The 24,793-nt window shown below is 30.5% G+C and carries 23 protein-coding genes; 9 read left to right on the top strand and 14 right to left on the bottom strand.

From position 1 onward, the window contains the following. Positions 1-2 precede the first annotated feature (2 nt). From ACW9UN_RS02220 to ACW9UN_RS02245, 6 genes are all read right to left on the bottom strand, one after another. On the bottom strand, positions 3-1,163 hold the full coding sequence (locus ACW9UN_RS02220) for an alpha/beta hydrolase (protein ID WP_459483474.1): 1,161 nt from the start codon (positions 1,161-1,163) through the stop codon (positions 3-5). Positions 1,164-1,166: 3 nt separating this feature from the next. Further along, positions 1,167-2,108, bottom strand: a complete 942-nt coding sequence (locus ACW9UN_RS02225; protein ID WP_459483476.1) for an alpha/beta hydrolase — start codon at positions 2,106-2,108, stop codon at positions 1,167-1,169. Then, on the bottom strand, positions 2,109-3,941 hold the full coding sequence (locus tag ACW9UN_RS02230; RefSeq protein WP_459483478.1) for a wax ester/triacylglycerol synthase family O-acyltransferase: 1,833 nt from the start codon (positions 3,939-3,941) through the stop codon (positions 2,109-2,111). Positions 3,942-4,096: 155 nt separating this feature from the next. Next, positions 4,097-4,597, bottom strand: coding sequence for a cupin domain-containing protein (locus tag ACW9UN_RS02235; RefSeq protein ID WP_459483479.1), 501 nt, complete (start codon positions 4,595-4,597; stop codon positions 4,097-4,099). Next, positions 4,594-5,367 carry an SGNH/GDSL hydrolase family protein gene (locus ACW9UN_RS02240; RefSeq protein WP_459483481.1) on the bottom strand — a complete coding sequence of 258 codons (774 nt, stop codon included), beginning with the start codon at positions 5,365-5,367 and terminating at the stop codon, positions 4,594-4,596. The genes ACW9UN_RS02235 and ACW9UN_RS02240 overlap by 4 nt, the downstream gene beginning before the upstream one ends. A gap of 180 nt (positions 5,368-5,547) precedes the next feature. Further along, entirely contained in the window at positions 5,548-6,357 is an 810-nt protein-coding gene (locus tag ACW9UN_RS02245; RefSeq protein WP_459483483.1) for a hypothetical protein, read from the bottom strand. A gap of 166 nt (positions 6,358-6,523) precedes the next feature. On the opposite strand from ACW9UN_RS02245, the gene ACW9UN_RS02250 reads away from it, so the two are divergent. The 4 genes from ACW9UN_RS02250 (at position 6,524) to ACW9UN_RS02265 (ending at position 11,979) form a co-directional block, all read left to right on the top strand. Further along, positions 6,524-7,378: a PPK2 family polyphosphate kinase gene (locus tag ACW9UN_RS02250; protein WP_459483485.1), complete on the top strand. Its 855-nt coding sequence runs from the start codon at positions 6,524-6,526 to the stop codon at positions 7,376-7,378. A gap of 64 nt (positions 7,379-7,442) precedes the next feature. Beyond that, on the top strand, positions 7,443-8,270 hold the full coding sequence (locus ACW9UN_RS02255; protein WP_459483487.1) for an exonuclease domain-containing protein: 828 nt from the start codon (positions 7,443-7,445) through the stop codon (positions 8,268-8,270). A gap of 100 nt (positions 8,271-8,370) precedes the next feature. Then, positions 8,371-8,856: an ABC transporter ATPase gene (locus ACW9UN_RS02260; RefSeq protein WP_459483488.1), complete on the top strand. Its 486-nt coding sequence runs from the start codon at positions 8,371-8,373 to the stop codon at positions 8,854-8,856. Positions 8,857-9,060: 204 nt separating this feature from the next. Beyond that, entirely contained in the window at positions 9,061-11,979 is a 2,919-nt protein-coding gene (locus ACW9UN_RS02265; RefSeq protein WP_459483490.1) for a serine hydrolase domain-containing protein, read from the top strand. A 331-nt stretch (positions 11,980-12,310) separates the two neighbouring features. Here the strand turns inward: ACW9UN_RS02265 and ACW9UN_RS02270 are convergent, their stop codons facing one another. From ACW9UN_RS02270 to ACW9UN_RS02305, 8 genes are all read right to left on the bottom strand, one after another. After that, positions 12,311-12,568 carry a Txe/YoeB family addiction module toxin gene (locus tag ACW9UN_RS02270; protein WP_459483492.1) on the bottom strand — a complete coding sequence of 86 codons (258 nt, stop codon included), beginning with the start codon at positions 12,566-12,568 and terminating at the stop codon, positions 12,311-12,313. A 1-nt stretch (position 12,569) separates the two neighbouring features. Further along, positions 12,570-12,824, bottom strand: a complete 255-nt coding sequence (locus ACW9UN_RS02275; RefSeq protein WP_459483494.1) for a type II toxin-antitoxin system Phd/YefM family antitoxin — start codon at positions 12,822-12,824, stop codon at positions 12,570-12,572. 171 nt (positions 12,825-12,995) lie between these two features. Further along, positions 12,996-14,054 (bottom strand): 1-acyl-sn-glycerol-3-phosphate acyltransferase, encoded by a 1,059-nt coding sequence (locus ACW9UN_RS02280; RefSeq protein WP_459483496.1) that lies wholly within the window; start codon positions 14,052-14,054, stop codon positions 12,996-12,998. A 207-nt stretch (positions 14,055-14,261) separates the two neighbouring features. After that, positions 14,262-15,167: a bile acid:sodium symporter family protein gene (locus tag ACW9UN_RS02285; RefSeq protein WP_459483498.1), complete on the bottom strand. Its 906-nt coding sequence runs from the start codon at positions 15,165-15,167 to the stop codon at positions 14,262-14,264. 106 nt (positions 15,168-15,273) lie between these two features. Then, a complete protein-coding gene (locus tag ACW9UN_RS02290) occupies positions 15,274-15,915 on the bottom strand; it encodes a DUF4159 domain-containing protein (protein WP_459483500.1) in 642 nt (213 codons plus the stop codon). 43 nt (positions 15,916-15,958) lie between these two features. Further along, positions 15,959-16,669, bottom strand: coding sequence for a 16S rRNA (uracil(1498)-N(3))-methyltransferase (locus tag ACW9UN_RS02295; protein ID WP_459483502.1), 711 nt, complete (start codon positions 16,667-16,669; stop codon positions 15,959-15,961). 72 nt (positions 16,670-16,741) lie between these two features. After that, on the bottom strand, positions 16,742-17,863 hold the full coding sequence (locus ACW9UN_RS02300) for a GTP cyclohydrolase (RefSeq protein WP_459483503.1): 1,122 nt from the start codon (positions 17,861-17,863) through the stop codon (positions 16,742-16,744). Positions 17,864-17,877: 14 nt separating this feature from the next. After that, positions 17,878-18,900: a transporter gene (locus tag ACW9UN_RS02305; RefSeq protein ID WP_459483505.1), complete on the bottom strand. Its 1,023-nt coding sequence runs from the start codon at positions 18,898-18,900 to the stop codon at positions 17,878-17,880. Between the two features lie 165 nt (positions 18,901-19,065). Here ACW9UN_RS02305 and ACW9UN_RS02310 point away from each other — a divergent pair, with 165 nt between their 5' ends. From ACW9UN_RS02310 to ACW9UN_RS02330, 5 genes are all read left to right on the top strand, one after another. Next, positions 19,066-19,320 (top strand): DUF4834 family protein, encoded by a 255-nt coding sequence (locus tag ACW9UN_RS02310; protein ID WP_459483507.1) that lies wholly within the window; start codon positions 19,066-19,068, stop codon positions 19,318-19,320. A gap of 67 nt (positions 19,321-19,387) precedes the next feature. Then, complete coding sequence (locus tag ACW9UN_RS02315; protein WP_459483509.1) at positions 19,388-21,817, top strand: YfhO family protein; 2,430 nt, start codon at positions 19,388-19,390, stop codon at positions 21,815-21,817. Then, a complete protein-coding gene (locus ACW9UN_RS02320; protein WP_459483510.1) occupies positions 21,810-22,328 on the top strand; it encodes a class I SAM-dependent methyltransferase in 519 nt (172 codons plus the stop codon). The genes ACW9UN_RS02315 and ACW9UN_RS02320 overlap by 8 nt, the downstream gene beginning before the upstream one ends. A gap of 5 nt (positions 22,329-22,333) precedes the next feature. Next, positions 22,334-23,530 carry a glycosyltransferase family 4 protein gene (locus ACW9UN_RS02325; protein ID WP_459483512.1) on the top strand — a complete coding sequence of 399 codons (1,197 nt, stop codon included), beginning with the start codon at positions 22,334-22,336 and terminating at the stop codon, positions 23,528-23,530. Further along, positions 23,527-24,792 carry a glycosyltransferase family 4 protein gene (locus ACW9UN_RS02330; protein WP_459483513.1) on the top strand — a complete coding sequence of 422 codons (1,266 nt, stop codon included), beginning with the start codon at positions 23,527-23,529 and terminating at the stop codon, positions 24,790-24,792. Before ACW9UN_RS02325 ends, ACW9UN_RS02330 begins: the two co-directional genes overlap by 4 nt. Position 24,793 lies beyond the last annotated feature (1 nt).

Genomic DNA, 24,793 nt, shown 5'->3' on the forward strand with positions numbered 1-24,793 from the left:
AATCAACTAAAAAAAAGATTTGTGAATTTAGATACTCCTTTTTGTTCCCAAAATTTAGGGAAAAATAAAGTTTCTACTTTTTGAATGATGGATTTTTGAGTAGTGTTCTCAATATTTGCATTCAAAGCGTTTGCCACAGTTAACAATACAGTTGCATTTGCACCCATACCACAATGACTGCCAAAAACTTCCACATTTTTGATGTCTTTTCTATAAGTTTCAGCTTCCATGCAGTTTTTCCAAGGAATTAAACCATCAGTTTTGGTGTACACACAAGTGATGGGAACTTCTGGAATAACCTCTAATTCTTTGATAAACTTTTCATTTCGCTCCCTCAATTTTGCACCTCTTACAAATTCCAACGTTTTGATAATTGGTGTTTTCATGTTTTTTACTCCCCAAACAGGAGAACCTATGGTGATGAGTTGTTCTACTTTGTCTGGAAAACGATTTGCGATAATTTTGGCGAAAATTCCACCACCACTCCAACCAACTAAACTTACTTTTTCTTGATGTTTTTCAAAAATTTCATCTAGTTTTTCAATTAGTTTTGGGAGCGATTTTGAGTTGATCATATTTACACCCAATTCCCATTTATAGGTTTTAAAACCTAGGGATTTTAAATATTTTCTTACAAAGGTGGTTGAATTGTCATTTCCTAAATAAGGGGGCATTAATAAAACAGGTTTTGCTCTTTCGCTTTTGTGTTTGGGTATAAAAGGATACAACCAAAACATAGATGTCCATTCTGCAATGGCACGCGTTTCTAAAATTACATTGAATAGTGGAGGAGCAGGAATATTGGCATTTATCTTTTCAATTGCAGTTTTAAATCTATTGATGATATTTAAAATCGTATCTTTTTCAACAGCCTCAAAATCTTCAATTTTGTAAATGTCTTCTAATAATAACACTAAAGTGATGTAATCTCTATCAGGTCCAAAATCTTCACAAATGGAAATACATTCGTTGCTCAAGATGTTCAAATTTTCTTTATCGAGTTTTACCTTTTTAATAATTTTAGAAATCTCTTTATGAAAAGGATGTCTTTCAAAACTTTGTATGATTAACTTTTTAGCTTTTGGCAATGTAGCTCCCTGAGAAACTGCAATTGCCACTGCCAATTTCGAAAATGATGTATATACTATTTTATTACTCTCCATACTTTAATTTTTGGCTTCAATTCTTGAATTAAGCCAGTTTAATAAATCTTCTTGAACCTCTTTTTTGTTCACTTCATTTAGCATTTCGTGCCTTCCACCTCTATAAAGTTTTAGTGTAACATCTTGTACACCTGCATTTATATAATTTTTTGCAACTTTTTTAACCCCTTTTCCCATTTCTCCAACAGGATCATGATCTCCTGAAAAAATATAAATAGACAACTCTTTAGGAGTCTGTTCAAAAGTTTCTGGTTTGCTTATTTTTTTACTTCCTTTCAAAATGTCTAAAAAAACACTTAGTGAGAAATCTTCAATCCTTAAAGGGTCTGCCTCGAATTTATCGACTTGTTTTTCATCGCTACTAATCCAATCTACCTTTGTTCTGTTGGGTTTAAATTTTTTATTAAATTGATTAAAAAATAAATTTTTTAACAATTCATTACTTCTGTGTTTCCCATTTAATTTGCTCAAAAATTTAGCGCTCATCATTCCAAAAGAACCCAATCCTTTCATAAAGCTCGCTGTTCCAGATAAAATTAACGCTTCAAAATCTTCTCTATGTTCAGTGATATATTCTCTACTCAACAATGAACCCATACTATGCCCAAATAGAATTATTTTTTTGTTTGGATGTTCATTTTTGATGATTTCCGTGAGTTTTCGCATATCTAAAATGGCATCAGTAAAATAATCTTCACCATCATAAAAACCCAAATGATCGTGACTTTTTGCAGATTTTCCATGAATTCGATGATCGTTTGCATATACTTCATACCCATGTTTGCGTAACTTTTTCGCAATCGATTTATATCTACCTGCATGTTCACCAACTCCGTGAGAAATTTGCACAATGCCTTTAATTTCTTGACTTTCTTTTATCTTCCAATTGTAATAGAAAATTTCTTCTCCATCAAAAGAAGTGTATGTGTTTTTGTAGCAACTCATTTACTTACTTTCTAAAAAGTTTGCCAATAATTTGTAAAATTTATCTGTATTCTTTTTCGTTCCAGAAAGTTTTAATCGACTTTGAATCAATACTTCGTCTAATAATAATTTCTTTTTGTGTAAGTTGATTAAAATCTCATCATCAATAGTAATAATTACCACAGGTTTAGATGCTTTTTTCTTACGAACTCCAACTGTTTTTTCTGAAATATCTAATTGATAATTTACGGTATCATCACCCAAAGACAACTCGAAATCATAAACTCCAATATGTTCTTTTCTCAAATTTTCATCAGCATTTAAAAACTTTTTGAACGCCGTAAAAAACGGAGTGCTTTTCGATTTTAATACCTTTACAGCATCTTTTTGTTTACCTTTCGCTAAAATAATTTCCTCTAATTCGTTTGCAGATTCACGAATGTATCTCGAAAATTTATCGGCATCAGGCATTGTTTTCGCATCAGAAGTTGTGGTTAAAGAAACCAAACCATTGTAGCTAAAAGCAGCAATTATCAATCCAAAACCATCTAAAACAGGTGTTAATCCAAAAATGGATAAAATTTTATGACCTCTTAGATATAAAGGCATTTGTGGACCAGGAACGTTGGTAATGGTTACGTTAAAAGGAGGTCTGTGAAACTCTTTAATATTATACTTGCTATATAAACCTGCTGCCAAATTCGCCAAGCCAAAAGGTACAGCATCTGCCATTTTTGCAAGTGCTTTTGCACCCACAGCTTTATGTCTTGTTTTACCTCTGTTGGTTTGTTCTTGAATATATTCTAAACGCTCAATGGGGTTTTTAATATGCGTAGCAATACGAACTAACATATTAGAAATTTGATTGTTCATTTCTTGCTTTTCGCCTTTTACACGAATAGAAATAGGAACATTTGCCACTAATGGTTGTACAGGTAGTTTTTCTTTTTCTTGTAAATATTTACGAATTCCACCAGCGCAAATGGCCAAAATCATATCATTAACACTTACGTTCATAAGTTTACGAAGTGTGTTAATTCTATCAAAAGATAAAATGGCTGTTCCCCATGTTCTTTTAGGTGATACTGAGTTATTGAAAATTGTATTGGGCGTAGAAAATTTATTTTTAATCGGTTTTTTTAAACTAATTTGTGTTTTGATGTTTGCTTTGATAAAAGAAAAGGTAGTTTCTCCGATTAATTTTGGTATTCGTAATGGATTTTTAAAAAATCCTTGAGAACTTTTTACTAATAAATCAATTTCATCAGGCAATTCATCTGGTTCAAAAGGTTTTGGTTTTGGGATTGGTTTATCCTTATCTTCTAGATTTTTATCAAACAATAAACCCATAATTCCCACTCCAGAACTCCCATCAATCATCACATGATGTACTTTTGCTACAATTGCTACAGAACCTTTTGGTACTTGAGAAACTTCATCCAATCCTTCAATAAACGTCATAGACCATAAAGGTCTGCGTAAATCTAAAGGGCTACTAAAAATAGTAGAAGTGGTTTCTCTCAAGGTTTTCCAATTACTAGGTTCAGGCAATCTTTGTCTTGTAACGTGCATATCGATATCAAAATTAGGGTCATCTACCCAATAAGGATAATCTAAATTCATTGGCACATTCAACAAGCGTTTCCTGAACTTTGGAATTAAATGTAATTTAGAAGCCACAATCGCTTTAAAATCTTCAAATTCTAAAGAACCTTCAACAACAGTTAATGTGGCAATATGCATTGGGCTTGATGGAGATTCTGCATATAAAAAAGCAGCATCAGAGCCAGAAATTTGTTGTATAGAATCGTCTAAAACATTATCTAAAAAATCTTGAATTACTTTTTTTGGCATTTATTTGTTTGAATTACTGAAATGAATTATGAATCTATCAAAAAATTATGATATATTTTTGCATCTCTGCAATATAATTAATTTCAACTACATTTTATAATGCTAAAAATTGATTCGTATTGTTTACAATTAAAATAAATAAGATTTTTATAAGTTTATTGATGTGTTAGACGCTCAATAACATCTCTATGTTTTGGAAATTCAGAAACTAACATTGCACGAGTTGGCAATACAAAATCTTTAAAATCGAAACCAGGTGCAACTGTACAACCCACAAAAGAAAAGGAGTCTTGTTGAATGACTTCTGCTGCAAAATAATGATGCGCAGGTACTGTAAATTGCGGAATATCTCCTTTAGTAAAATCGTTACCAATGATAACATTAGAATACTCTCCTAAAGGTGAAATTACGTGTAATTTTAAAGCTGTACCGTCGTAAAAATGCCAAATCTCATCTTGATTGATTTTATGAAAAGCTGAAAACTTTTCTGAGGTTAATAAAAAGTAAATACTTGTGCAATAATTTCTATTTCCTTCAAAGTATTCTGCTAAATTTTCTTCTAAAATTTCTCCTTTGCTTCTATAAATTTCTTTAAAGAAACCTCCTTCAGGATGTGCTTTTAAATCAAAAAAACCGATTAACTCTTGTGCATTCATTCGTTAAAAATTTTTGAATTTATAATAAATTGTGCCATGTCTTTGCCCCAAATTTGGTAGGTGGTTTTAGAAGGATGAACGCCATCACTAAAAAATATAGAAACATCCCCTTCTAAATTGTATTTTTCTTGCCAAGTAGGTAAAGTAATCACTTCGTTATTGTAAAAAACATTACTTTTCTTATGCACTCTTTTGTGCAATCTTTTGCCAAAAACTTCCACTAAATTACCAATTACAAATTTTATAGCTTTTGTAAATGCAGGAAATTCTTTAATTGGGGGCATATTTGTGAAAAAGATAGGTGTTTTTGGAAACTTCTTTTTTAAAGTTTTTATCAATAAATTGATTTGATGCATCCAAAGATCTGGAGAGTTTAAAGCAAAAGCATCATTGCCTCCTAAACCCACTACAATAATATCGGCATTAGATTCCTCTATTTTTGGAATGATTTTTTTACGAACTAATTTTGCTGTATAACCGCTTTTTGCGTAAACTTTCCATAAAACAGAAACCGCTTGTATTGATGAAATTTCTTGAGCAAGAGCACCAATAAATCCGTTTTCATGAAAATCAACCCCAACTCCAGCAATGGTACTTTCTCCAATAGCTAGAATTTTTAAGGTTTTTTCAGATGTTGTTTTAATATATCCTTGAGGTTTTTTTGCTTCAGGTAGTCTGGGCACTTCTCTTCGTATTTTCTTTCCTTGAAAATAGAGAATTGGTAAAAGCGGTACAGATAAAAATGCACCCAAATAATATTTTAAACTCAAGATGCGTTGTTTTTTTGTTCGTTTGCTTTTTTTATAATTGCTTTTAGTCGCTCTTTATGAAGCTGCTTTTCTAGTTTTACTTTGTTTATTTTTCGATTCATCAACTTGGTGTGCTTCTCTTTATTCACCGTGTTTTTTGCTTTTCCTTTTTTTGGCATGGGTTCTAAATATACAAATTTGCTATAAATAAATTATCAATGGCAACTCTGGTCGTAAATCAAATATTTTCTGTTGAATAGCATTGTCAAAATACAATTCCATTACGTGTTCTGTTCCTTTTTTAATTACCACATTTTTAATGCTATTCAGTGCTTTTATAGTTTGTGTTGCAATATCTAACTTTGGTGATGAAATTATAATTTGGGTTACTTTTTTAGCACCATTTGGGTGTTTGAATAATGACCTATAAAAGGCAAATTCTTTTGGAATTTTTTGTAAATCTGCCAAAGTTTCAAATTGATCTGATTCAATGTCTGGATACACCACAAAAACGGAAGGTTCTTTAAGATTGATTTTAGAACTTTTAGCAGCATAAATATTGGCATTTTTTGTCATCCATTCTTGGTGATAGGTTACTTTTTGAAAAGGAATTTTATCTGTATTGTAGTCTTTTACTTTTAAAGCAATACTAAAAGGAGATGCATCATTATTTTTAAAATCAGCTCTTTCTGCAAAGTCTAAATCTTTATTTTTAGCATTGTTTGCTTTAAATTCTTTCTCGTCATTTACATAAATCAATTCTAGATAATTATTTAAAAAATAAAAATAACGGCCAGTTGTGCCTTGCCCATGATGAACTTTAGATAAAGAATCAGGTAGTGCAATAAACCCGAGTTCGATTAGTTTTTCTTTAGCTAATTGTGGTGATTTTGTCCAGATATTAAAATGATCAACTTGTAAATTTGATGTTTTTTTTTGATTGATTTTTTCTTTAGTGCAAGCAGAAAACACTAAAATCAAAAAAACAATATAATAATAACGAAGATTCATTTTTACTCTTTTAAAGCTACTGAGGTTGAGCTAATTTATAGATTTTTAACGGATAAATAAATTATTTTTACAAATAAGCGTTTTTTAAAATCTTTATAAATCGTTAGTATAAAATTTTTAGTATGAGCATCGTTTTTTCTATCTTTAAAAATTAATTCAAAGTTTCATGAATTTAGAGAAATATAAAGTCACATCTACTGTAAAACTTGGTGATTTTGCCACCAAAGAAGTGGTAGAAGATGCCAAGAAAGTATTAAAAAAAATCAGAAAAAAAATTAGCGATTTGCAAAATGCAATGTATGCAGAGGGTAAATATGGAATGCTAATTTGCTTACAAGGCATGGATACTTCTGGCAAAGATAGTTTAATTAGAGAGGTTTTTAAAGATGTAAATGTAAGTGGGGTAGAAGTACACAGTTTTAAAGTTCCTACAGCATTAGAGTTAAAACACGATTTTATGTGGAGGCATTACATAGCCTTACCTCCAAAGGGTAAAATAGGTATCTTTAACAGAACACATTATGAAAATGTTTTGGTAACAAGAGTGCATCCTAATTATATTTTTTCAGAGAATATTCCTGCTGTAAAAAGTTTGGACGATTTAGATGATGCTTTTTATCATGATAGAATGGAAAGAATCAATGAATTTGAAAGTCATTTGGCTAAAAATGGAACAATAGTTTTAAAGTTTTTCTTAAACTTGTCTAAAGACGAACAAAAAAATAGGTTGCTAAGAAGATTGAATTTACCTGAAAAAAATTGGAAGTTTTCTGCGGGTGATTTAAAAGAGCGCAAACTTTGGAATACATATATGTTTTGCTATGAAGATCTGTTGAATAGAACGTCTAAAGAAAATGCACCATGGTTTGTGGTTCCTGCTGATGATAAACCAACTGCAAGGCTTATCTTTGCAAAAATCTTATTGGAAGAATTGGAAAAATATAATTTTGAAGAACCCACATTATCTCCAAAACTATTAGCGCAATTAGACGATTTTAAAGCACAATTGAATAAAGAATAGATTAAAAATGTTCAAAATTTTGAATTTAATATTCAAAGTTGAACGTAACCTTAAATTTTAAACTTTGAACCTTAAATTAAACAGACCCATCGTATTTTTCGATTTAGAAACAACTGGTGTAAATATTGGAAATGATAGAATTGTAGAAATTTCAATTTTAAAAGTTTTCCCTAACGGAAATAAAGAAAGTAAAACGTGGTTGGTAAATCCTGAAATTGAAATTCCACAAGGCGCAACAGACGTTCATGGAATTACCAATGAAAAAGTGGTTACAGAACCTACTTTTAAAGAACTAGCGCCCAAAGTAAACGAAATGATTGCAGGTTGTGATTTGGCAGGTTTCAATTCCAATCGATTTGATATTCCTCTGTTAGCGGAAGAATTAATGCGAGCTGGTATCGATTTTGATATGAAAAACAGAAAAGCAATTGATGTTCAGGTTATTTTTCATAAAAAAGAACAGCGAACTTTAGGTGCAGGTTATCAATTTTATTGTGGTAAAGAATTGGAAGGCGCTCATGGGGCTGAAGCAGATACAAATGCAACTTACGAAATATTATTAGCTCAAGTTGATAAATACGACGATATAGGAAATTCAGTTGATGAATTAAGCGAATATTCAACTCACGGAAAAAGAGCAGATTTTGCAGGGTTTATTTTGATGAATGAAGACGACCAAGAAATTTTTTCTTTTGGCAAATATAAAGGAAGAACGGTTGAGGAAGTTTTAAAAGAAAATCCTGGATATTATAACTGGATTCAGAATGCAGATTTTCCTTTGTACACCAAAAAAGTATTGAAAGAAATTAAAGAACGTATGTCTAAACCTAAAAATACGATGACAGACGCCGAAAAATTACGAGCGTTACAGCAAAAGTTTAATTTAAGATAAAACGGATTTTTTAGATCTTTAGATTATTGGTTTCTTAGAAAAGTTGGATAATCTAAACCATCTAAAAGTCTAATCATCTAAGCATCTTAAAACTTAAAATATGTTTACAGAATATAACAATTTACCCGACAATTCTCGAGTTTGGATTTATCAATCAGATAGAGAATTTACAACACAAGAAATTGAATTGATTTCGGAAAAGGCAGAAGAATTTATAAATTCTTGGACAAGGCATGGAGACGATTTAAAGGGCTCATTTACCATAAAATATAATCAATTTTTGGTCTTGGCAGTAGATGAAAGTTTTAACAACGTTTCTGGCTGCTCTATTGATAGTTCTGTACGTTTTGTACAAGAACTAGAACAAGAACTACAAATTGACTTGATGAACAAAATGAACATCACTTTTAAAGATAATGATCATATTAATTTAGTAAAATTATCTGATTTTCAAAAGTTTGCCAAACAACAAAAAATTACTCCAGAAACCATTGTTTTTAATAATATGGTAAATACCAAACTAGATTTTGAAAACAATTGGGAGGTTCCTGCATCGCAAAGTTGGCACAAACGTTTTTTGGTATAACAATTGATTTAAAAAGATAATACATTACCAAACAAGCTGCGTTAAGGATTGAAATGGCATCCTTTTTTATGCTCGTCAATTATTCAATATTTTTTTTGAGCTATACAATAGCCTATTAAGAATGTAGATGCTGAAATAAATTCAGCATAAAAAAGATATAATGGAAAGCCTGTTAAAACGCCCAAAAAAATAGATAGCATTTAAATGAAGAAAGCACTGTTATTCATTCTACTGATCACTTTTGTTTTTTATACAAAAGCACAAACTATAGACCCTTTACAGACCAAAGATTTTGAAGCGCAAGAAATTTGGGTTGATAGTATTTTAAGCAACATGTCTTTAGATGAAAAAATAGGGCAGTTGTTTATGGTACAAGCATACTCTAATTTAGATGAAAAACATGAGGATTTTATTACAGAAATGATTACAAAATATCATGTAGGTAATTTAATTTTTATGCAAGGAACACCTGAAAAACAAGCCATTTTAAATAATAAGTATCAAGCCATTTCTAAATTGCCTTTAATGATTGGTTTTGATGGAGAATGGGGTTTAGACATGCGTTTACAAAATACGTATAAATTTCCTTGGAATATGACTTTGGGAGCCATACAAAATGATTCTTTGGTGAAACAATTTGGCGAGCATTTGGGCAAACATTGTAAACGTTTAGGAATTCATATAAATTTTGCACCTGTGGTTGACGTGAATGTGAATCCTGAAAACCCAATTATTGGCAATCGTTCTTTTGGGGAAAGTAAAGAAAATGTTACTCAAAAAGCTATTGCATTTACACAGGGATTGCAAAAATATGGAGTGATGGCAAATGCGAAACATTTTCCAGGACATGGAGATACAGCCTCAGATTCACATCATACTTTACCATTGTTAGACTTTGATAAAGCACGATTAGATTCCATAGAATTGTACCCCTATAGAAAAGTATTTGATGCCAGTATTGGTAGTGTAATGACAGCGCATTTAAGCATCCCAAGTTTAGAGTCTAATACCAATTTACCAACCTCATTATCTAAAAATGTAGTTACAGAGTTACTGCAAAAAGAACTCGGTTTTAATGGTTTAATTATTACGGATGGCTTAAACATGAAAGGTGCTGCAAATTATGCAACATCTGCAGAAATAGATTTGGCAGCCATACAAGCAGGTAACGATTTGCTACTGATTCCGCAAGATGTACCAGCAAGTGTACGTTTGATAAAACAAGCAATTTTGCTAAAAACATTATCTGAAGAGCGTTTAAATTTTTCGGTTCGTAAAATTTTAAAGGCAAAATATTGGATGGGTTTACACAACTATCAACCAGTTGTTTTAGAGAATTTACAAGAAGATTTAAATACGGTAGAAGACGAATTACTACATCGTGAATTGGTTAAAAACTCCATTACTTTAATTAAAGATGATAAACAAAACTTACCCATTGCCAATTTAGATTATCAGAAAATAGCCTATATGCAACTGGGAGATGATTCTGGAAATCACTTTGTAAACATGCTTAAAAATTATACCAAAATTGATGTAATTTCTGATACAAACTTAGACGGATTGTTAAAAAAACTAAAGCCATACAATAATGTAATTATCGGTTTTCATAAATCTAATATTCATCCTTGGAAAAGTTATAAGTTTACACAAAAAGAATTGGTATGGTTGCAAGAAATTGCAAGAAAACACAACGTGGTTTTAGATGTCTTTACAAGTCCTTATAGCCTGTTGCAAGTAAAAAGTTTTACAAATATAGAAACAGTTTTGGTGTCTTATCAAAATAGTAAATTGGCACAAGAATTGTCTGCACAGGCTATTTTTGGGGCTATTAAATTGAAAGGAAAATTACCAGTTTCTATTGGCGAAGAATTTAAAGTAGGCACAGGAATTGATACCTACAGTTTAAGTAGATTAGAATATACCATACCAGAAGCAGCGAAAATGTCATCTACAAGGTTAGCTTTGATAGATACTATTTCTAAAACCATATTAGAAGAAAAAATGGCGCCAGGCTTTCAAGTGTTGGTGGCTAGAAGTGGAAAAGTAGTATATCAAAAAAGTTTTGGTTATCACACATCAGAAAAAAAAAGACCTGTAAAAAATTCTGATATTTACGATTTAGCTTCATTAACTAAAATTTTAGCTTCTTTACCTTTAATTATGAAAGCAGATGAAGAGAACAAGTTAGCCTTATCATCAACCTTAAAAGAATTATTGCCAAGTTTCAAAAACACCAATAAAGCTTCAATTACTGTGCAAGAAATGCTATCTCATTATGGACGATTACCAGCTTGGATTCCTTTTTATTTAAACACACAAGATAGCATCACTAAGAAAAATTCTTCTAAATTTTATCGCCCTAAAAAAACAGGAAGATTTAGTGTAAAAGTTGCTGAAGACTTATACATCAATAAATCTTATAAAGACAGTATTTACAAATACATACGCGATGTAGATCTGCGAGAAACAGCAGGTTATAAATATAGCGATTTGGGTTATTATTTGTTTAAAGAAATTTTAGAAGAAAAATATGGCAATAGCTTAGATATTTTAACACACCAAAAATTTTACAGCTCTTTAGGAGCTGATAGAATGACGTATTTACCACTTAAAAAGTTTGATAAGTCTGAGATTGTACCCTCTGAAAAAGACAGCTATTATAGACATCAAATACTACATGGGCATGTACATGATATGGGAGCAGCTATGCTGGGTGGTGTAGCAGGTCATGCAGGTTTATTTGCCAATGCAAATGATGTTGCCAAAGTTATGCAAATGTATTTGCAAAATGGCTTTTATGGGGGCAGACGTTATTTGAATTCAGAAACAGTTAATAAATTTAACAAACGGTACTACCAAGATCAAAACGTAAGAAGAGGCTTAGGTTTTGATAAACCCCAATTGGATCCAGAAGTTGAGGCCACTTGTGGTTGCGTTTCTGATGAAAGTTTTGGTCATTCTGGTTTTACAGGTACGTATGCGTGGGCTGATCCAAAAAGTGAAATTGTGTATGTTTTTTTATCTAACAGAACCTATCCTACAATGGAAAATAGAGGTTTGGTAAAAGAAAATATACGCACTAACATTCAGCAAATTATTCAAGATGCTGTTTTGGATTAGTTTCTTAGAGCTGAACTTGATTCAGTATTTCATTCTTTTTTTTTGAAGCTATTTCCAGCTTTCACTACTCGCTTTTTTTAAGCTGAAAAAGCTTAAAAAAGAGCTCAAACAGGTCGTTCAATCTGGGCTAGACTTGTTTGCTAGCTTTTAGGGTTATTAAGTAATAAATCAAGATTTTATTTGCCTTTCGCTAACTTTGTTTTCTATGGTTTATTGTGCCGTTTAAGTACGTAATTTACTACATATAAAACGAATAAAAAACTCGAAAGAATTTTTGTAAATAGAACAGAATTAGCAGTAAATTATGTACGGTGTTGTAACCAGTACTTTTTTAGTCATAATGAAATCTACATTTTGCAATCAAAATTTCTTCTTCTCTATATTGGTAAATCAGTCTATGCTCGCTATCAATTCGTCTTGACCAAAATCCAGCGTACTTATGTTTTAGCGGTTCTGGTTTTCCAATTCCATCAAAAGGGTTTCGAGCGATATCTTTCAGAAGTTCATTTATTTTCCTTACTTTTTTCTTGTCTATTTTCTGCCAATATAAATAATCTTCCCAAGACTCATCAACGAATGTGTATTTCATTTTAATCTTCGATTAGGCCTTTGTTGAAAGTCGTTCCGTTTTTTATTTTGTCAATTGCAGAATCTAATCTCAATTCATTCTTTCGTGAAGATAATTCGTGATTTGTAGCCATTAAAGAATTGTATTCTTCCAAAGACATAACTACAATTCCAGAATCTTTTCCACGATTTATAATCAAAGTCTCAAAGTTCTTTACAACTCGGTCTAGGTATGTTTTAATATCTTTTCTAAAATCAGAAACAGTTGTTATTTGCATAATATTGTGTTTTATAAAGTACAAATATATGTACAGAATATGAGTTGTGCAATTTTTCCTGTATTGGTTACCATTCGTTTCAGATATGCCGAGTTTTAATTCATTATATCAAAAGTTAATAAATTTCCCTTTTTTATTTTGAAAAATCAACAGTAAAAAACCTCTTTTTAATTAAATATTTTCAGTATTTGTGGGTGAAAATTTTGTGTAAATAAAAACCAGAAGATAAGAAAACAACAAATAGCTTCCTGCAATTTTCCATCCAAAGAAAAAAGAGAGCATTAATGCCTGTAGTAGATAAAAAATAGGAAAAGTAATAACATTTACAGCAAATTTCATGGTATCTATAAACTCAATTTCATCAATGTTTTTCGATATTTTTTTCCAAATCAAAAACGGAAAAAAACTATTTAATAAAATAATATAAAATAAAGGTTGTAAAAAATTGATTCGTTTTTTAGTAGGTTCAGGAAAGTTGTTTTCTGTAATCATTTTATTCACGGTATCAACATCAGTAAAATCTACATTAGCATTGTTTAGGGTGGTTAAAATCGTTTCGTAATTTTCATCATCAGGTATATGTACGGTAAGTTTTTTTAATTGATTGCTTACTTCGCTTTTTAGAATGTTAATCGCTTTCGGTTTAGAGTTTTGGGTAAATATTTTTCTAGAATCAATACCTTTACCAAATTGCACACAGACTTTACTTGGGTAATTAGATGAGTTTTGATAGGTAACGCCTACAGGAATTACGGTTATGTTTACATCAGGATTTTGCTCTAAAGCGCCAAAAACAATTCTTGTAAAACCTTTGCTTAGGGGTTTTATATTTCTATCTCTAGAATGTCCACCTTGTGGAAAAATAATTACGGTTTCTTCTCGTTTTAAAATGTTGAAGCATTTATTAAAAATCTCTTCGTTGTTAGAAAGTTGACTTCTTCCATCTCTAATTCTGTATATTGGCATAAGATTTAAAGAGGATAAGGCTTTTTTAATCAATGGTTTTTGAAACACATCAGCCCTAACCAAAAAATGATTTTCTCTTGGGTTAAATGAAGTTACAAACAAAGGATCCATCAACGCGTTTGGATGATTTATGGCAAATAAAACCGCACCTTTTTTAGGAATATTTTTCTTGCCAAAAATCTTTATTTCTTTGGCGTAAAAGTTTAGACTTATTTTTAGAAAAACCTTTACGCTTTGGTACCAAATTTTTTTTAAAAATTTCATTTATAAAATTAATACGTTATCATTAAGTTACAAAAACTGATAAATGTCATAAAATACACATTAATTATCTGTTATCTTTAATGTATAAAAATATTGAAAATGTAAACCTTATAAGATTCCCCCCCATTGATACTTATTTGTTAGAAAGTTGATTTGTATTGCTTTACACCCCTAGTACTTTTACCCCTAGTAAGTAAATAATACAAATCAGCTTTTTTTTCTTCCCCAAAAAGTAGCTAAAGCCATTCCAGAAAAAACATCCCAAATCCCCCAAAATGCAGCTAATAAAGCCATGCCTCCTAAACCATCAAAAAAACCAAAAATAAGCAGTAAACCTAAACCACCATTTTGTATGCCAGTTTCCATAGATATAGTTTTAGTATCTTGTTTGTTTAAACCAAAACTTTTTGCCGTATAAAACCCTAAGATAAAAGCAAAAATATTATGAAAAATTACCAATGCTAAAACATGATGAATATGATTTACAAAAATCTCTAAATTTTGAGAAAAGGCAATAAATATCAAGGCAATAAAAACCAACATAGATAAAGGTTTTAAAATCTTTTCAATTTTACCAGCCATTTCTGAATGATAATGGTTGATGAGCATTCCACAGATTAATGGAATTCCTAAAATTAGAGAAACCAGTTTTAATAAATCTACCCAGTTGAGTTCTACGGTTTTTAAAATTTCGTTAGTAGGCTCATATAAACTGCCCCAAAAATTTAAATTAAATGGGGTCATAAAAATACAAATTAAGGTAGCAAAAGCAGTTAAGCTTACAGAAAGCGCAGCATTACCACCTGCCATTTTGCTAAAAAAGTTAGATACATTTCCACCTGGGCAAGCAGCAATCATCATCATTCCTAATGCAAAACTTGGGTGAGGTTTTATTAATAAAATGGCTAAAAAAGTAAATGCAGGTAATAAAATAAATTGCGATAAAACTCCAACAAAAACTATTTTTGGGTTTTTAAACAATCTTTTAAAATCATCAACAGTAATTGCTAAAGCAACCCCAAACATAATAATGGCAATGGCAATGTTTAACACCCACAATCCACTAGAATCGAAGTTTATTTTTATGGCATCTATGTTTATTTCGTTTTGCATATTCTTGTTTTAGATTCAAGATTCAAGATTTAAAGTTTAAAATTTAAAGTTTAAAAGGTTTTTCATTTTTACTAAAAGCTAAAAGCTAAAAGCTAAAAGCTAAAAGCTAATTTCTAAACGCATACTCAATAATATTAGCGCCCATTTTTAACGCTTTTTCTCTCACTTCTTTTGGGTTGTTATGTATAATTTGATCTTCCCAACCATCGCTTAAATCGGTTTCATAATCGTAAAAAACAATTAACCTTCCTTCATAAAAAAGACCAAAACCTTGAGCTGGTTTTTTATCGTGTTCGTGAATTTTCGGAATTCCGTTTGGGAATTTAAACGTTTGATTGTAAATAGGATGGTTGCTAGGTATTTCTTGAAACTCTAATTTAGGAAATACTTTTTTCAATTCTCTTCTTATAAATTTATCCAAACCATAATTGTCGGAAATATGCAAAAATCCGCCAGAAATTAAATAGTTTTTTAGGTTTGTAACTTCTTCATCAGAAAAAAAAATATTTCCATGACCTGTTAAAAATAAAATAGGATAGTTGTAAATGTCTTCACTATTTACAGCAACAGTTTGCGGATTTTTAGAAATATTGGTTTTTATATTTTGATTGGTAAACTCAACTAAATTCGGAATCGCAGTTGGGTTTGCATACCAATCTCCACCACCATTGTATTTTAAAATGGCAACATCTTGTGCGTTTATGAAAAGAGAAGTGAAAAGAAAAAGTATCGTAAAAATCGATTTCATAAATTGCTATTGATTAATTGATAGCAAGATAGTAAAAATGATTTTACTGATTAATAAAAGAAACGGAATGTACAGCAACCAAACCCGCAGTTTCTGTACGCAATCTGCTTTCTCCTAAAGAAATAGGAATGTATTTTTTTTCTAATGCTTTTTTAATCTCATCCAAAGAAAAATCGCCTTCAGGACCAATAAGAATTGTTGTTTGTGCTGACGGATTTACAATTTCTTTTAAGAGATTTTTATGTTCAACATCCTCGCAATGCGCTATACAAACTTTTCCACCAAAATTCTGATTGATAAATTCATTAAACTTGATAGGAGCATTTAATTTTGGCAACGTAAACTTTAAAGACTGCTTCATGGCAGACTGAATAATTTTCTCAAATCGTTCAGTTTTTACAACACGTCTTTCTGAATTCTGACAAATGATGGGTGTAATTTCATCTATACCAATTTCAGTAGCTTTTTCTAAAAACCACTCCATTCTGTCATTATTTTTGGTGGGTGCAATAGCTATGTGTAAATGATAATTCCACGGTTTTGGTTTTTCTTCTGAACAAATAATGTCTGCAATGCATTTTTTATCACTTGCAATCGTAATTTTTGCATCAAACAAAAACCCTTTTCCGTTTGTTATTTTTAGTATGTCGCCTTCTTTTTTCCTTAAAACCTTTATAATATGCCTGCTTTCAGTTTTATTAAAAATAATTTGAGTGGTGTTTGTATCAATATCAGAATTATAAAAAAGCTGCATTGTTTAGATCATTTTCAATGTTGTAAGTTTCTGGTTTTCAAAATATACTATTCTCGCCAATATCAAATTGCCTTATTGAATATTTTTACGATAGGTTCTCCTTCTTTTATGCGTTACTGGGTTAAAATCATCCCAAATCTTTTTTATAGATTCGTTGTCTTCTAATTCAGGAGTTCTGATACAATTTATAATTCTTTTTTTACTGAAAGTTGTGGTGTATTGATCAAAAATAATTGCGGTTACTCCTTTATTTTGATAATCTGGATGAACTCCAATTAAGTAAAAAGTAACGTCTTTGGCCATTTTTTTTGCCTTTAACAAACGTAAAATACCCAATGGAAAAAGTTTACCTCTTGCCCTTTGTAAGGCTCTAGAAAAAGAAGGCATTACTATTGCAAAAGCAACTAATTTTTTATTTTCATCCATCACAAACTTAATGTATTCTGGATTAATGAATGTAATATATTTACGTTTAAAGTAATCGATTTGATCTTCAGAAATAGGCACATAAGTTGATAATTTAGAGTAAGAAGCACTAAAAACTTCAAACATTTCATCAACATAAGGCATAATGTCTTTAGTTTTTTTAAAGTCTAATGCTGTTAATTTGTATCGTCTTTTTACAATATTGCTCATTCTATTGTAGTAAACAGCATCTACATTTTTAAACTTGAATTTATTTTCTAAATATTCTTTCTCTTTTACAAAGCCTAATTGCTCTAAGTGGTCTTTGTAATAAGGGTGATTGTACCAAGTAATCATTGTACCCATGTGCTCAAAGCCGTCTATTAAAACCCCGGTTTTATCTAAATTATTGAAACCAACAGGACCTTCTATGTACTCTAAATTATTGGCTTTTGCTATTTCAGTTACCTTATCTAAAAGTACTTTAGAAACTTCAAGATCATCAATTACATCATACCAGCCAAACCGCATTTTTTTAATATTTTGCTGGTTAACCTCATACCAATTAATAATGGCAACCACTCTACCTACTATTTTTTTGCCTTTGTAGGCTAAAAAAAAGCGAGCGTCTGCATTTTTAAAAACAGGATTTTTTTTGACATCAAAATTTGCAATTTCGTCCTTTATTATTGGTGGTACCCAATATTTATTTTTTTTGTATAAAGAGAAAGGGAATAAAACAAAGCGTTTAATATCTCTTTTTGTTTTTGCTTCTTTTAAGGTAATCATAATTATTGGGGGTTTTAATTATTCCTTTTTTTTCTAGAACGGCTTCTGGAAGTTCCTCTTTTGTTCTTTTTTGTAAAAATACTAAAAAGTCTACTAAAAAAGCCATTTTGTTTTTTATTGTATTTAGAAATTGGGGTTTCTTTTATTTCTCTACCATTTTCATCTATTTCTTTAAAGGCATCTTTATGTTTATCTATTCTGTAAGAAACACCAAAACCAGCATAATAACCAGGTGTTTGGCCTTCATTTAATATTCTGCCAGAAACATTAAACTGTAGGTTGTTGTTGTACAAAAAAGCCAAGCCTGTTCCAAAATTTATGTTGTTTTGATATTCTTGAAATAGCATTTGATTTTCTACAAAAGTAGACCATCTGCTGCTAAAATTATAAGTACCCGTAATTATGTAGGATAATTCTGAGAAATCAGTTCCAATTTTATCGTAAAAAACATTTGTAATGATGTTAAATTTATTGGTTAAATTATGTTGTAACAATAACCCTAGTTTAGGAGAGATATTTCCGGTTTTGTAATAATCGCCCACATAGTCTGTATTTGCACCAGCATAAATTGCTACTGATGGTATTAATCTTCTTTTATCAAAAGCAAATCTTTTTTTCCAGCTTCTTATTTCTTTGCTTTTATCTTTATATTTTGGTTGATAAAGCAAATATTTGGCACCAATAGTTAGTCTGCTTAAGTTACTTTCACTATAGTGTGAAGTAAAAATATTTTTAAAAGCTACTTTATCTTTTTGGTGCGTTACTTGTACATTGAGTTCTAATTTTTCAAGAAAAAAACTGGTTCTAAACAACAAGTCGAACCCTAAAGACTGCGGTCTGGAAAAAGTAGGATCAATTCGTGTATCTCTAAAAAAAACATTTGTCTCTAATTGATAAATTCCAGTACCTACACTGTAAGGACTCTCAGAAAACCCTGGTTTATTAGAGTTAATTACCTCTGTATATTGTGCGTAAATAGATGAAAACCCGAAAAGAAACACGATTGTGAAGAATTTCTGAATAGAAGTATTCATCATATAAAATAGTTTTACTCTTAAATTAATTTGCTTAACAAACATAGCATAAAAATGCTGTTTTTAAAAGGATTGCATACTTTTTTACCTTTATTAAAGTTTTATAGTTTGTTAACGCTGCAATTGTTGACAAATTGTTATTTTTGATAATTATTAATACAATATAAAATGGGTTTATTAAAAATTCTAGTTTACATATTATTGTTTTACTATGCTTTTAAATTTTTAGCGAAATTATTGGCGCCTTTTTTAATGAAAAAAGTGGCAGACACAGTACAAAAAAAAGCGGAACAACAGTTTAGAGGTCAGCAAACTAAGAGTACTGTAAGAGAAGGGGAAACAATTATAGATAAAACCCCAAGAAAACAACAGCAAAGTAACTCTTCTGTTGGCGAATATATTGATTTTGAAGAAGTAGATTAGCCTGTCTTTAGTCATTCTAAATTCAATTTTCAATCAACCTAAATACAAACTTAACCAATTCTATCACTTGAAACTTAAAAAACTATTTCCATATGTAATTGCTATCGCAATTTTTGTAATAGCTTCTGTAATGTATTTTCATCCTGTTTTAAAAGGACAAAAAATAGCCCAATCTGATATTACGCAATTTACAGGAATGGCTAAAGAAATTAAAGATTTTAGAGCCGATAAAAATGCAGAACCTTATTGGACAGGGGCTTCATTTAGTGGAATGCCTGCGTACCAAATAAGTGCATATTATCCTTATGATTTTGTAAGAACTCTAGACAGAGCAATTCGTTTTTTACCAAGACCAGCTGATTATACTTTTCTATATTTTTTAAGTTTTTTTGTGTTAATGATGGCATTAAAAATAGAATGGAGATTGGCCATTTTAGGTGCACTTTCCTTCGGATTTTCTACTTACTTAATCATCATTTTTGTACCTGGCCATAACGCAAAAGCTCATGCAATAGGGTATATGCCCTTAGTTTTGGCGGGTATTTTGTGGGTTTTTCAAAAGAAATACGTGTTAGGTTTTATTGTTACTGGTTTGGCAATGGCTTTAGAAATTTACACCAATCACATACAAATGACCTATTATTTAGGTTTTTGTTTGTTAATTTTAGGAATTGTTGAACTGATAAATGCAATTAAAGAAAACACGATTCCAAGATTTATAAAACAAGCTGCTGTAATTATTGCTGCAGTGGTTTTAGGTATTGGTGCAAATGCGCCTAGATTAATGGCAATGAAAGAATATGCAGATTATAGTACCAGAGGTAAATCTGAAGTAACTATAAATGTAGACGGATCAAATAAAGAAGCAACAAAAGGATTAGATAAAGCCTACATTACAGAATATAGTTACGCCAAATTAGAAACTTTTAACTTGTTTGTACCGCGTTTTATGGGTGGTGGAACTGTAGAGGAATTGAGTAAAAACTCTAATTTTTATCAATTGATAGCACAAAAAGCTGGTAAAAAAGTTGCAGACGATTATTCGAAACAAGTGTTAACGTATTGGGGAGACCAAACCATTATAGAAGCTCCTGCTTATATTGGTGCAGTTGTGTTTTTCTTATTTTTCTTAGGTATTTTCTTAGTAAAAGGAAGATTAAAACAATGGTTGGTGGCAGCCACAGTATTTTCTATTCTGTTGAGTTGGGGTAGGAATTTTGAATTTTTAACCAACTTTTTTATCGATTATGTTCCTCTTTACAATAAATTTAGAGCAGTTTCATCTATACAAATTATAGCGGAATTGTGTGTGCCAATTTTAGGAGTTTTGGCTTTAAAAGAATTCTTTACATCAAAAAAATCGGATAAAAAGAAATTAAAAGCGCTAGAAAAAGCTGTTTTTACTTTTGGAGGGCTAATTGTTTTTGGTTTTATTTTAGCTCACAGTTTTTCAACTTTTCAAGGAATAAGAGATGCTAATTACAATGATTTACCTGGTTTAATTGATGCTGTTATTGCTGATAGAAAATCGATGTTATTAATGGATACTTTACGTTCTTTAATTCTAGTTATTTTATCTGCAGGTGTGTTGTGGTTTTTCTTAAAAAACAAATTAAAACAACAATATGCAATAATTGGCTTATTGGTTTTTATTTTATTCGATTTAATATCTGTAAATAAAAAATACGTAAACGAATCTGATTTTAAACCTTCTAGAAGAGTAGAAAAACCATTTATAGCCTCTAATGCAGATAAACAAATATTAGAAGATAAAACACATTATAGAGTGGCCAATTTTGCTACGAATCCTATGCAAGATGGAGCAACTTCTTATTTTCATCAATCCATAGGAGGTTATCATGCAGCAAAAATGGGGCGTTACAAAGAACTGTTCGATTTTCAAATTGCAAAGAATAATATGCAGGTATTAAATATGTTAAATACTAAATATTTTATTGTTGCAGATAATGATGGAAAAAAACAAGCACAATTAAATCCGGATGCCAATGGCAATGCTTGGTTTGTAGAAGAGGTAAAATTGGTGAATTCTGCTAACAAAGAAATAAAAGCGTTAGATTCTTTAAATACAAAAACGACTGCTGTTTTAGACAAAAGTAAATTGTCAGAAAATATTAATTTTGATATTCAAAAAGATTCAACAGCTACCATTGAGTTGTTAAATTATGATGTTACTACTTTAAGCTATCAATCAAAATCAGAAAAAGAACAATTTGCTGTTTTTTCTGAAATCTATTATAAAGATGGTTGGAATGCTTATATGGATAATGATTTGGTGCCACATTATAGAGTGAATTATGTTTTAAGAGGGATGAAAATTCCTGCAGGTAAGCATAAAATTGTATTTAAATTCGAACCCAAAGTAATTCAGAAAGGAAGTTTTATTTCTTTAGCCTCTTATAGTTTATTGCTTTTAGTAACTATGGGTTGGTTGTTTTATGATGAGAAAAAGAAGAAAAAAGGAGCGAAACATGTATAAGAAACTACCTAAAAAAAGATACGAACATACATTGGCTTTTTTGCAAAATTCCATTCCTGCACCAGCAACAATTTTAGATTTGGGTGTTCGAAATCCGTTTTCTGAAATAATGGAAGAAAATGGTTACACTGTTATAAATACTGAAGGAGAAGATTTAGATCTTTTACCCGAAATTGTTAAAAAACATAAAGTTGATGCAGTTTCTGCTTTCGAAATTTTTGAGCATTTAATAGCGCCATTTAATGTGTTAAGAGAAATTGAAGCGACTAAATTAATTACTACAATTCCTTTAAACTTATGGTTTGCTAAAGCTTACAGAAGCAAAACTGACATGTGGGATAGACATTACCACGAATTTGAAGATTGGCAATTTGATTGGTTGTTAGAAAAATCGGGTTGGGTAATTAAAGACAAATTAAAATGGACAAGCCCAATTAAAAAGATTGGTTTTAGACCCATTTTAAGAAAGTTTACACCTAGATATTATGCTGTTTTTGCAGAAAGAAAGTAGTATATATGAATATAGGAATGATTTTAGATGAGGAGTTTCCTCCTGATCCTAGAGTAGAAAATGAGGCTATTGCATTAATCAATGCAGGACATGCTGTTTTTCTTTTTTGTTTGACTTATGATGATAGCAGCCAAGCATCTTCAGAACATATTCATAAAATTCAAGTAAAACGCTATTTGTCTAATAAACTTACCTATAAATTATCGGCTTTAGCCTACACTTTTCCTTTTTACAAATGGATGCTAAAGGATAAAATTCAACATTTTTTAATTGAAAATAAGATAGAAGCAATTCATATTCATGATATTAGAATTGCAGACACCGTTTTTAGTGCCAATAAAAAATTAAAACTTCCAACTATTTTAGATTTGCACGAAAATAGACCTGAGATTATGAAGTACTATCCGCATTTAACTAAATTTCCTGGTAAGTATTTGATCTCTCCAAAAAAATGGAAAAAGAACGAAGAAAAATTTATTAAAAAAGCGAATAATGTTATTGTGGTTACCCAAGAATCTAAGAGCGAAATTGTAAAAAGATTACAGATAAAATCTGATAAAATTATTGATGTTCCTAACACAGTACGTAAAGATTTTTTTACAAAATATGCCACTTTTCCAGAAATTTTAAATCGATATTCTCATCATTTTGTGTTGCTTTATATTGGTGATACTGGTTTACGAAGAGGTTTGCAAACAGCTATTAAATCACTAGTTTTTTTGAGTGATAAAATCCCGAATATTAAACTAGTTGTTGTTGGTGAAAACTCAACAGATGCTATTTTAAAACAATTAGCAAAAGATTTAAAAGTAGAAGCGTATGTAGATTTTTTAGGATGGAAAGATCCCAAATATTTTAGTTCGTATATATTGTCGAGTGAAATTTGTATTTCTCCTTTGCACAGAAATTTACATCATGATACTACTTATGCCAACAAAATTTTTCAATATATGAGTTTTGGGAAACCTTTGTTGGTTAGTGATGCTACCGCTCAAAAAAACTTGACAGATAATTACAAATCTGGTTTGGTGCACAAAGCAGAAGATGTAACTGATTTTGCTGATAAAACCATGCAATTATATAAAAACGAAGCATTAAGAAATCAACTTGGTGCCAATGGAAAAGATTTTGTGAGAAACGAGTTTTCTTGGGAACAAACATCAAAAAAACTCATACATTTATACGATAATTTAACAGATTGAAAGTACTCATCATTACATATTATTGGCCTCCTGCAGGTGGTTCTGGCGTTCAACGTTGGTTAAAATTTGTAAAATATTTACAAAGTTTTGGCATTGAACCTATTGTGTATACTGTTGCCAATGCAAATTATCCAAAAGAAGATAATTCTTTATTAAATGAAATTCCTAAAGATGTAAAAGTAGTACAGCAACCTATTTGGGAACCAACAGATGTACTGTTTTGGAAAAAGAAAAATCAACAAAAAAAAGACATTTCTAATAGCACTAACAGTGGATTTTTATCTTTTGTTAGAGGGAATTTCTTTATACCAGATCCAAAAATATTTTGGGTAAAACCTTCTGTTAAATTCTTAACTCAATTTTTAAAAGAAAGACCAGTTGATGTCGTAATTTCTACAGGTCCACCTCACAGTATGCATTTAATTGCCAAAAAAATCTGCAAAAAAAATAATGTAAAATGGTTGGCAGATTTTAGAGATCCTTGGTCAGACTTGTATTATAATAAAGAATTTAATCAGCTTTCTTTTGCAAAAAAGAGAAATTTAAAGTTAGAAAACTCGGTTTTTAAAACTGCAGATTGTGTGTTAACTGTTAGCAATACTTTAAAAAAAGAGTTCGATAAAAAAGCCAAAAGAGTAGAGGTAATTACTAATGGTTTTGATGATGAAGTAACCCATCAAAACAGTGTAAAGTTAGAAGAAAAGTTCACCATTTCTTATATTGGTTTGCTGCCAAAACAGAGTAATCCTACATTGTTATTCAGGGTTTTAGAAAATTTATGTTTAGAAAATAAAGATTTTAAAAACGATTTAAAATTAAATTTTATTGGTGATATTTCTAATGATGTAAAAAAGGAAATCGTTCAGCATAATTTAATAGATCAAACAGAGTTTAAAGGATATGTTTCTCACAGAGAAGCAATTGTTTATCAGAAAAAAGCACAGGTTTTGCTGTTGTTAATTCCGAATGTAAAAAAATCTGAAGGTATTTTAACTGGCAAACTTTTTGAATATCTAACCGCAAAAAGACCTATTTTAGCCATAGGTCCAGAAAAAGCAGATTTATCAGAAATATTAGAAAATACAAATGCTGGAGTTGTTGTTGGTTTTAATAACGAAGCCAAACTAACCTCAGAAATTAAAGAATTGTATCAAAAATATAAAGAAGGATTTTTACAAGTAGATTCTAAAAACGTTGAGCAATATCATCGTAAAAATTTAACAGCACAATTGGCCAACATCTTAAAAAGTATGACATCGTAAA

The sequence above is a fragment of the Polaribacter litoreus genome (genome assembly GCF_054584775.1).

Bases quoted from the DNA above. Each gene is read 5' to 3' on its own strand.
- ACW9UN_RS02220 (WP_459483474.1), bottom strand. From the start codon at position 1,163: ATGGAGAGTAATAAAATAGTATATACATCATTTTCGAAATTGGCAGTG.
- ACW9UN_RS02225 (WP_459483476.1), bottom strand. From the start codon at position 2,108: ATGAGTTGCTACAAAAACACATACACTTCTTTTGATGGAGAAGAAATT.
- ACW9UN_RS02230 (WP_459483478.1), bottom strand. From the start codon at position 3,941: ATGCCAAAAAAAGTAATTCAAGATTTTTTAGATAATGTTTTAGACGAT.
- ACW9UN_RS02235 (WP_459483479.1), bottom strand. From the start codon at position 4,597: ATGAATGCACAAGAGTTAATCGGTTTTTTTGATTTAAAAGCACATCCT.
- ACW9UN_RS02245 (WP_459483483.1), bottom strand. From the start codon at position 6,357: ATGAATCTTCGTTATTATTATATTGTTTTTTTGATTTTAGTGTTTTCT.
- ACW9UN_RS02250 (WP_459483485.1), top strand. From the start codon at position 6,524: ATGAATTTAGAGAAATATAAAGTCACATCTACTGTAAAACTTGGTGAT.
- ACW9UN_RS02260 (WP_459483488.1), top strand. From the start codon at position 8,371: ATGTTTACAGAATATAACAATTTACCCGACAATTCTCGAGTTTGGATT.
- ACW9UN_RS02265 (WP_459483490.1), top strand. From the start codon at position 9,061: ATGAAGAAAGCACTGTTATTCATTCTACTGATCACTTTTGTTTTTTAT.
- ACW9UN_RS02270 (WP_459483492.1), bottom strand. From the start codon at position 12,568: ATGAAATACACATTCGTTGATGAGTCTTGGGAAGATTATTTATATTGG.
- ACW9UN_RS02275 (WP_459483494.1), bottom strand. From the start codon at position 12,824: ATGCAAATAACAACTGTTTCTGATTTTAGAAAAGATATTAAAACATAC.
- ACW9UN_RS02280 (WP_459483496.1), bottom strand. From the start codon at position 14,054: ATGAAATTTTTAAAAAAAATTTGGTACCAAAGCGTAAAGGTTTTTCTA.
- ACW9UN_RS02285 (WP_459483498.1), bottom strand. From the start codon at position 15,167: ATGCAAAACGAAATAAACATAGATGCCATAAAAATAAACTTCGATTCT.
- ACW9UN_RS02290 (WP_459483500.1), bottom strand. From the start codon at position 15,915: ATGAAATCGATTTTTACGATACTTTTTCTTTTCACTTCTCTTTTCATA.
- ACW9UN_RS02295 (WP_459483502.1), bottom strand. From the start codon at position 16,669: ATGCAGCTTTTTTATAATTCTGATATTGATACAAACACCACTCAAATT.
- ACW9UN_RS02300 (WP_459483503.1), bottom strand. From the start codon at position 17,863: ATGATTACCTTAAAAGAAGCAAAAACAAAAAGAGATATTAAACGCTTT.
- ACW9UN_RS02305 (WP_459483505.1), bottom strand. From the start codon at position 18,900: ATGATGAATACTTCTATTCAGAAATTCTTCACAATCGTGTTTCTTTTC.
- ACW9UN_RS02310 (WP_459483507.1), top strand. From the start codon at position 19,066: ATGGGTTTATTAAAAATTCTAGTTTACATATTATTGTTTTACTATGCT.
- ACW9UN_RS02320 (WP_459483510.1), top strand. From the start codon at position 21,810: ATGTATAAGAAACTACCTAAAAAAAGATACGAACATACATTGGCTTTT.
- ACW9UN_RS02325 (WP_459483512.1), top strand. From the start codon at position 22,334: ATGAATATAGGAATGATTTTAGATGAGGAGTTTCCTCCTGATCCTAGA.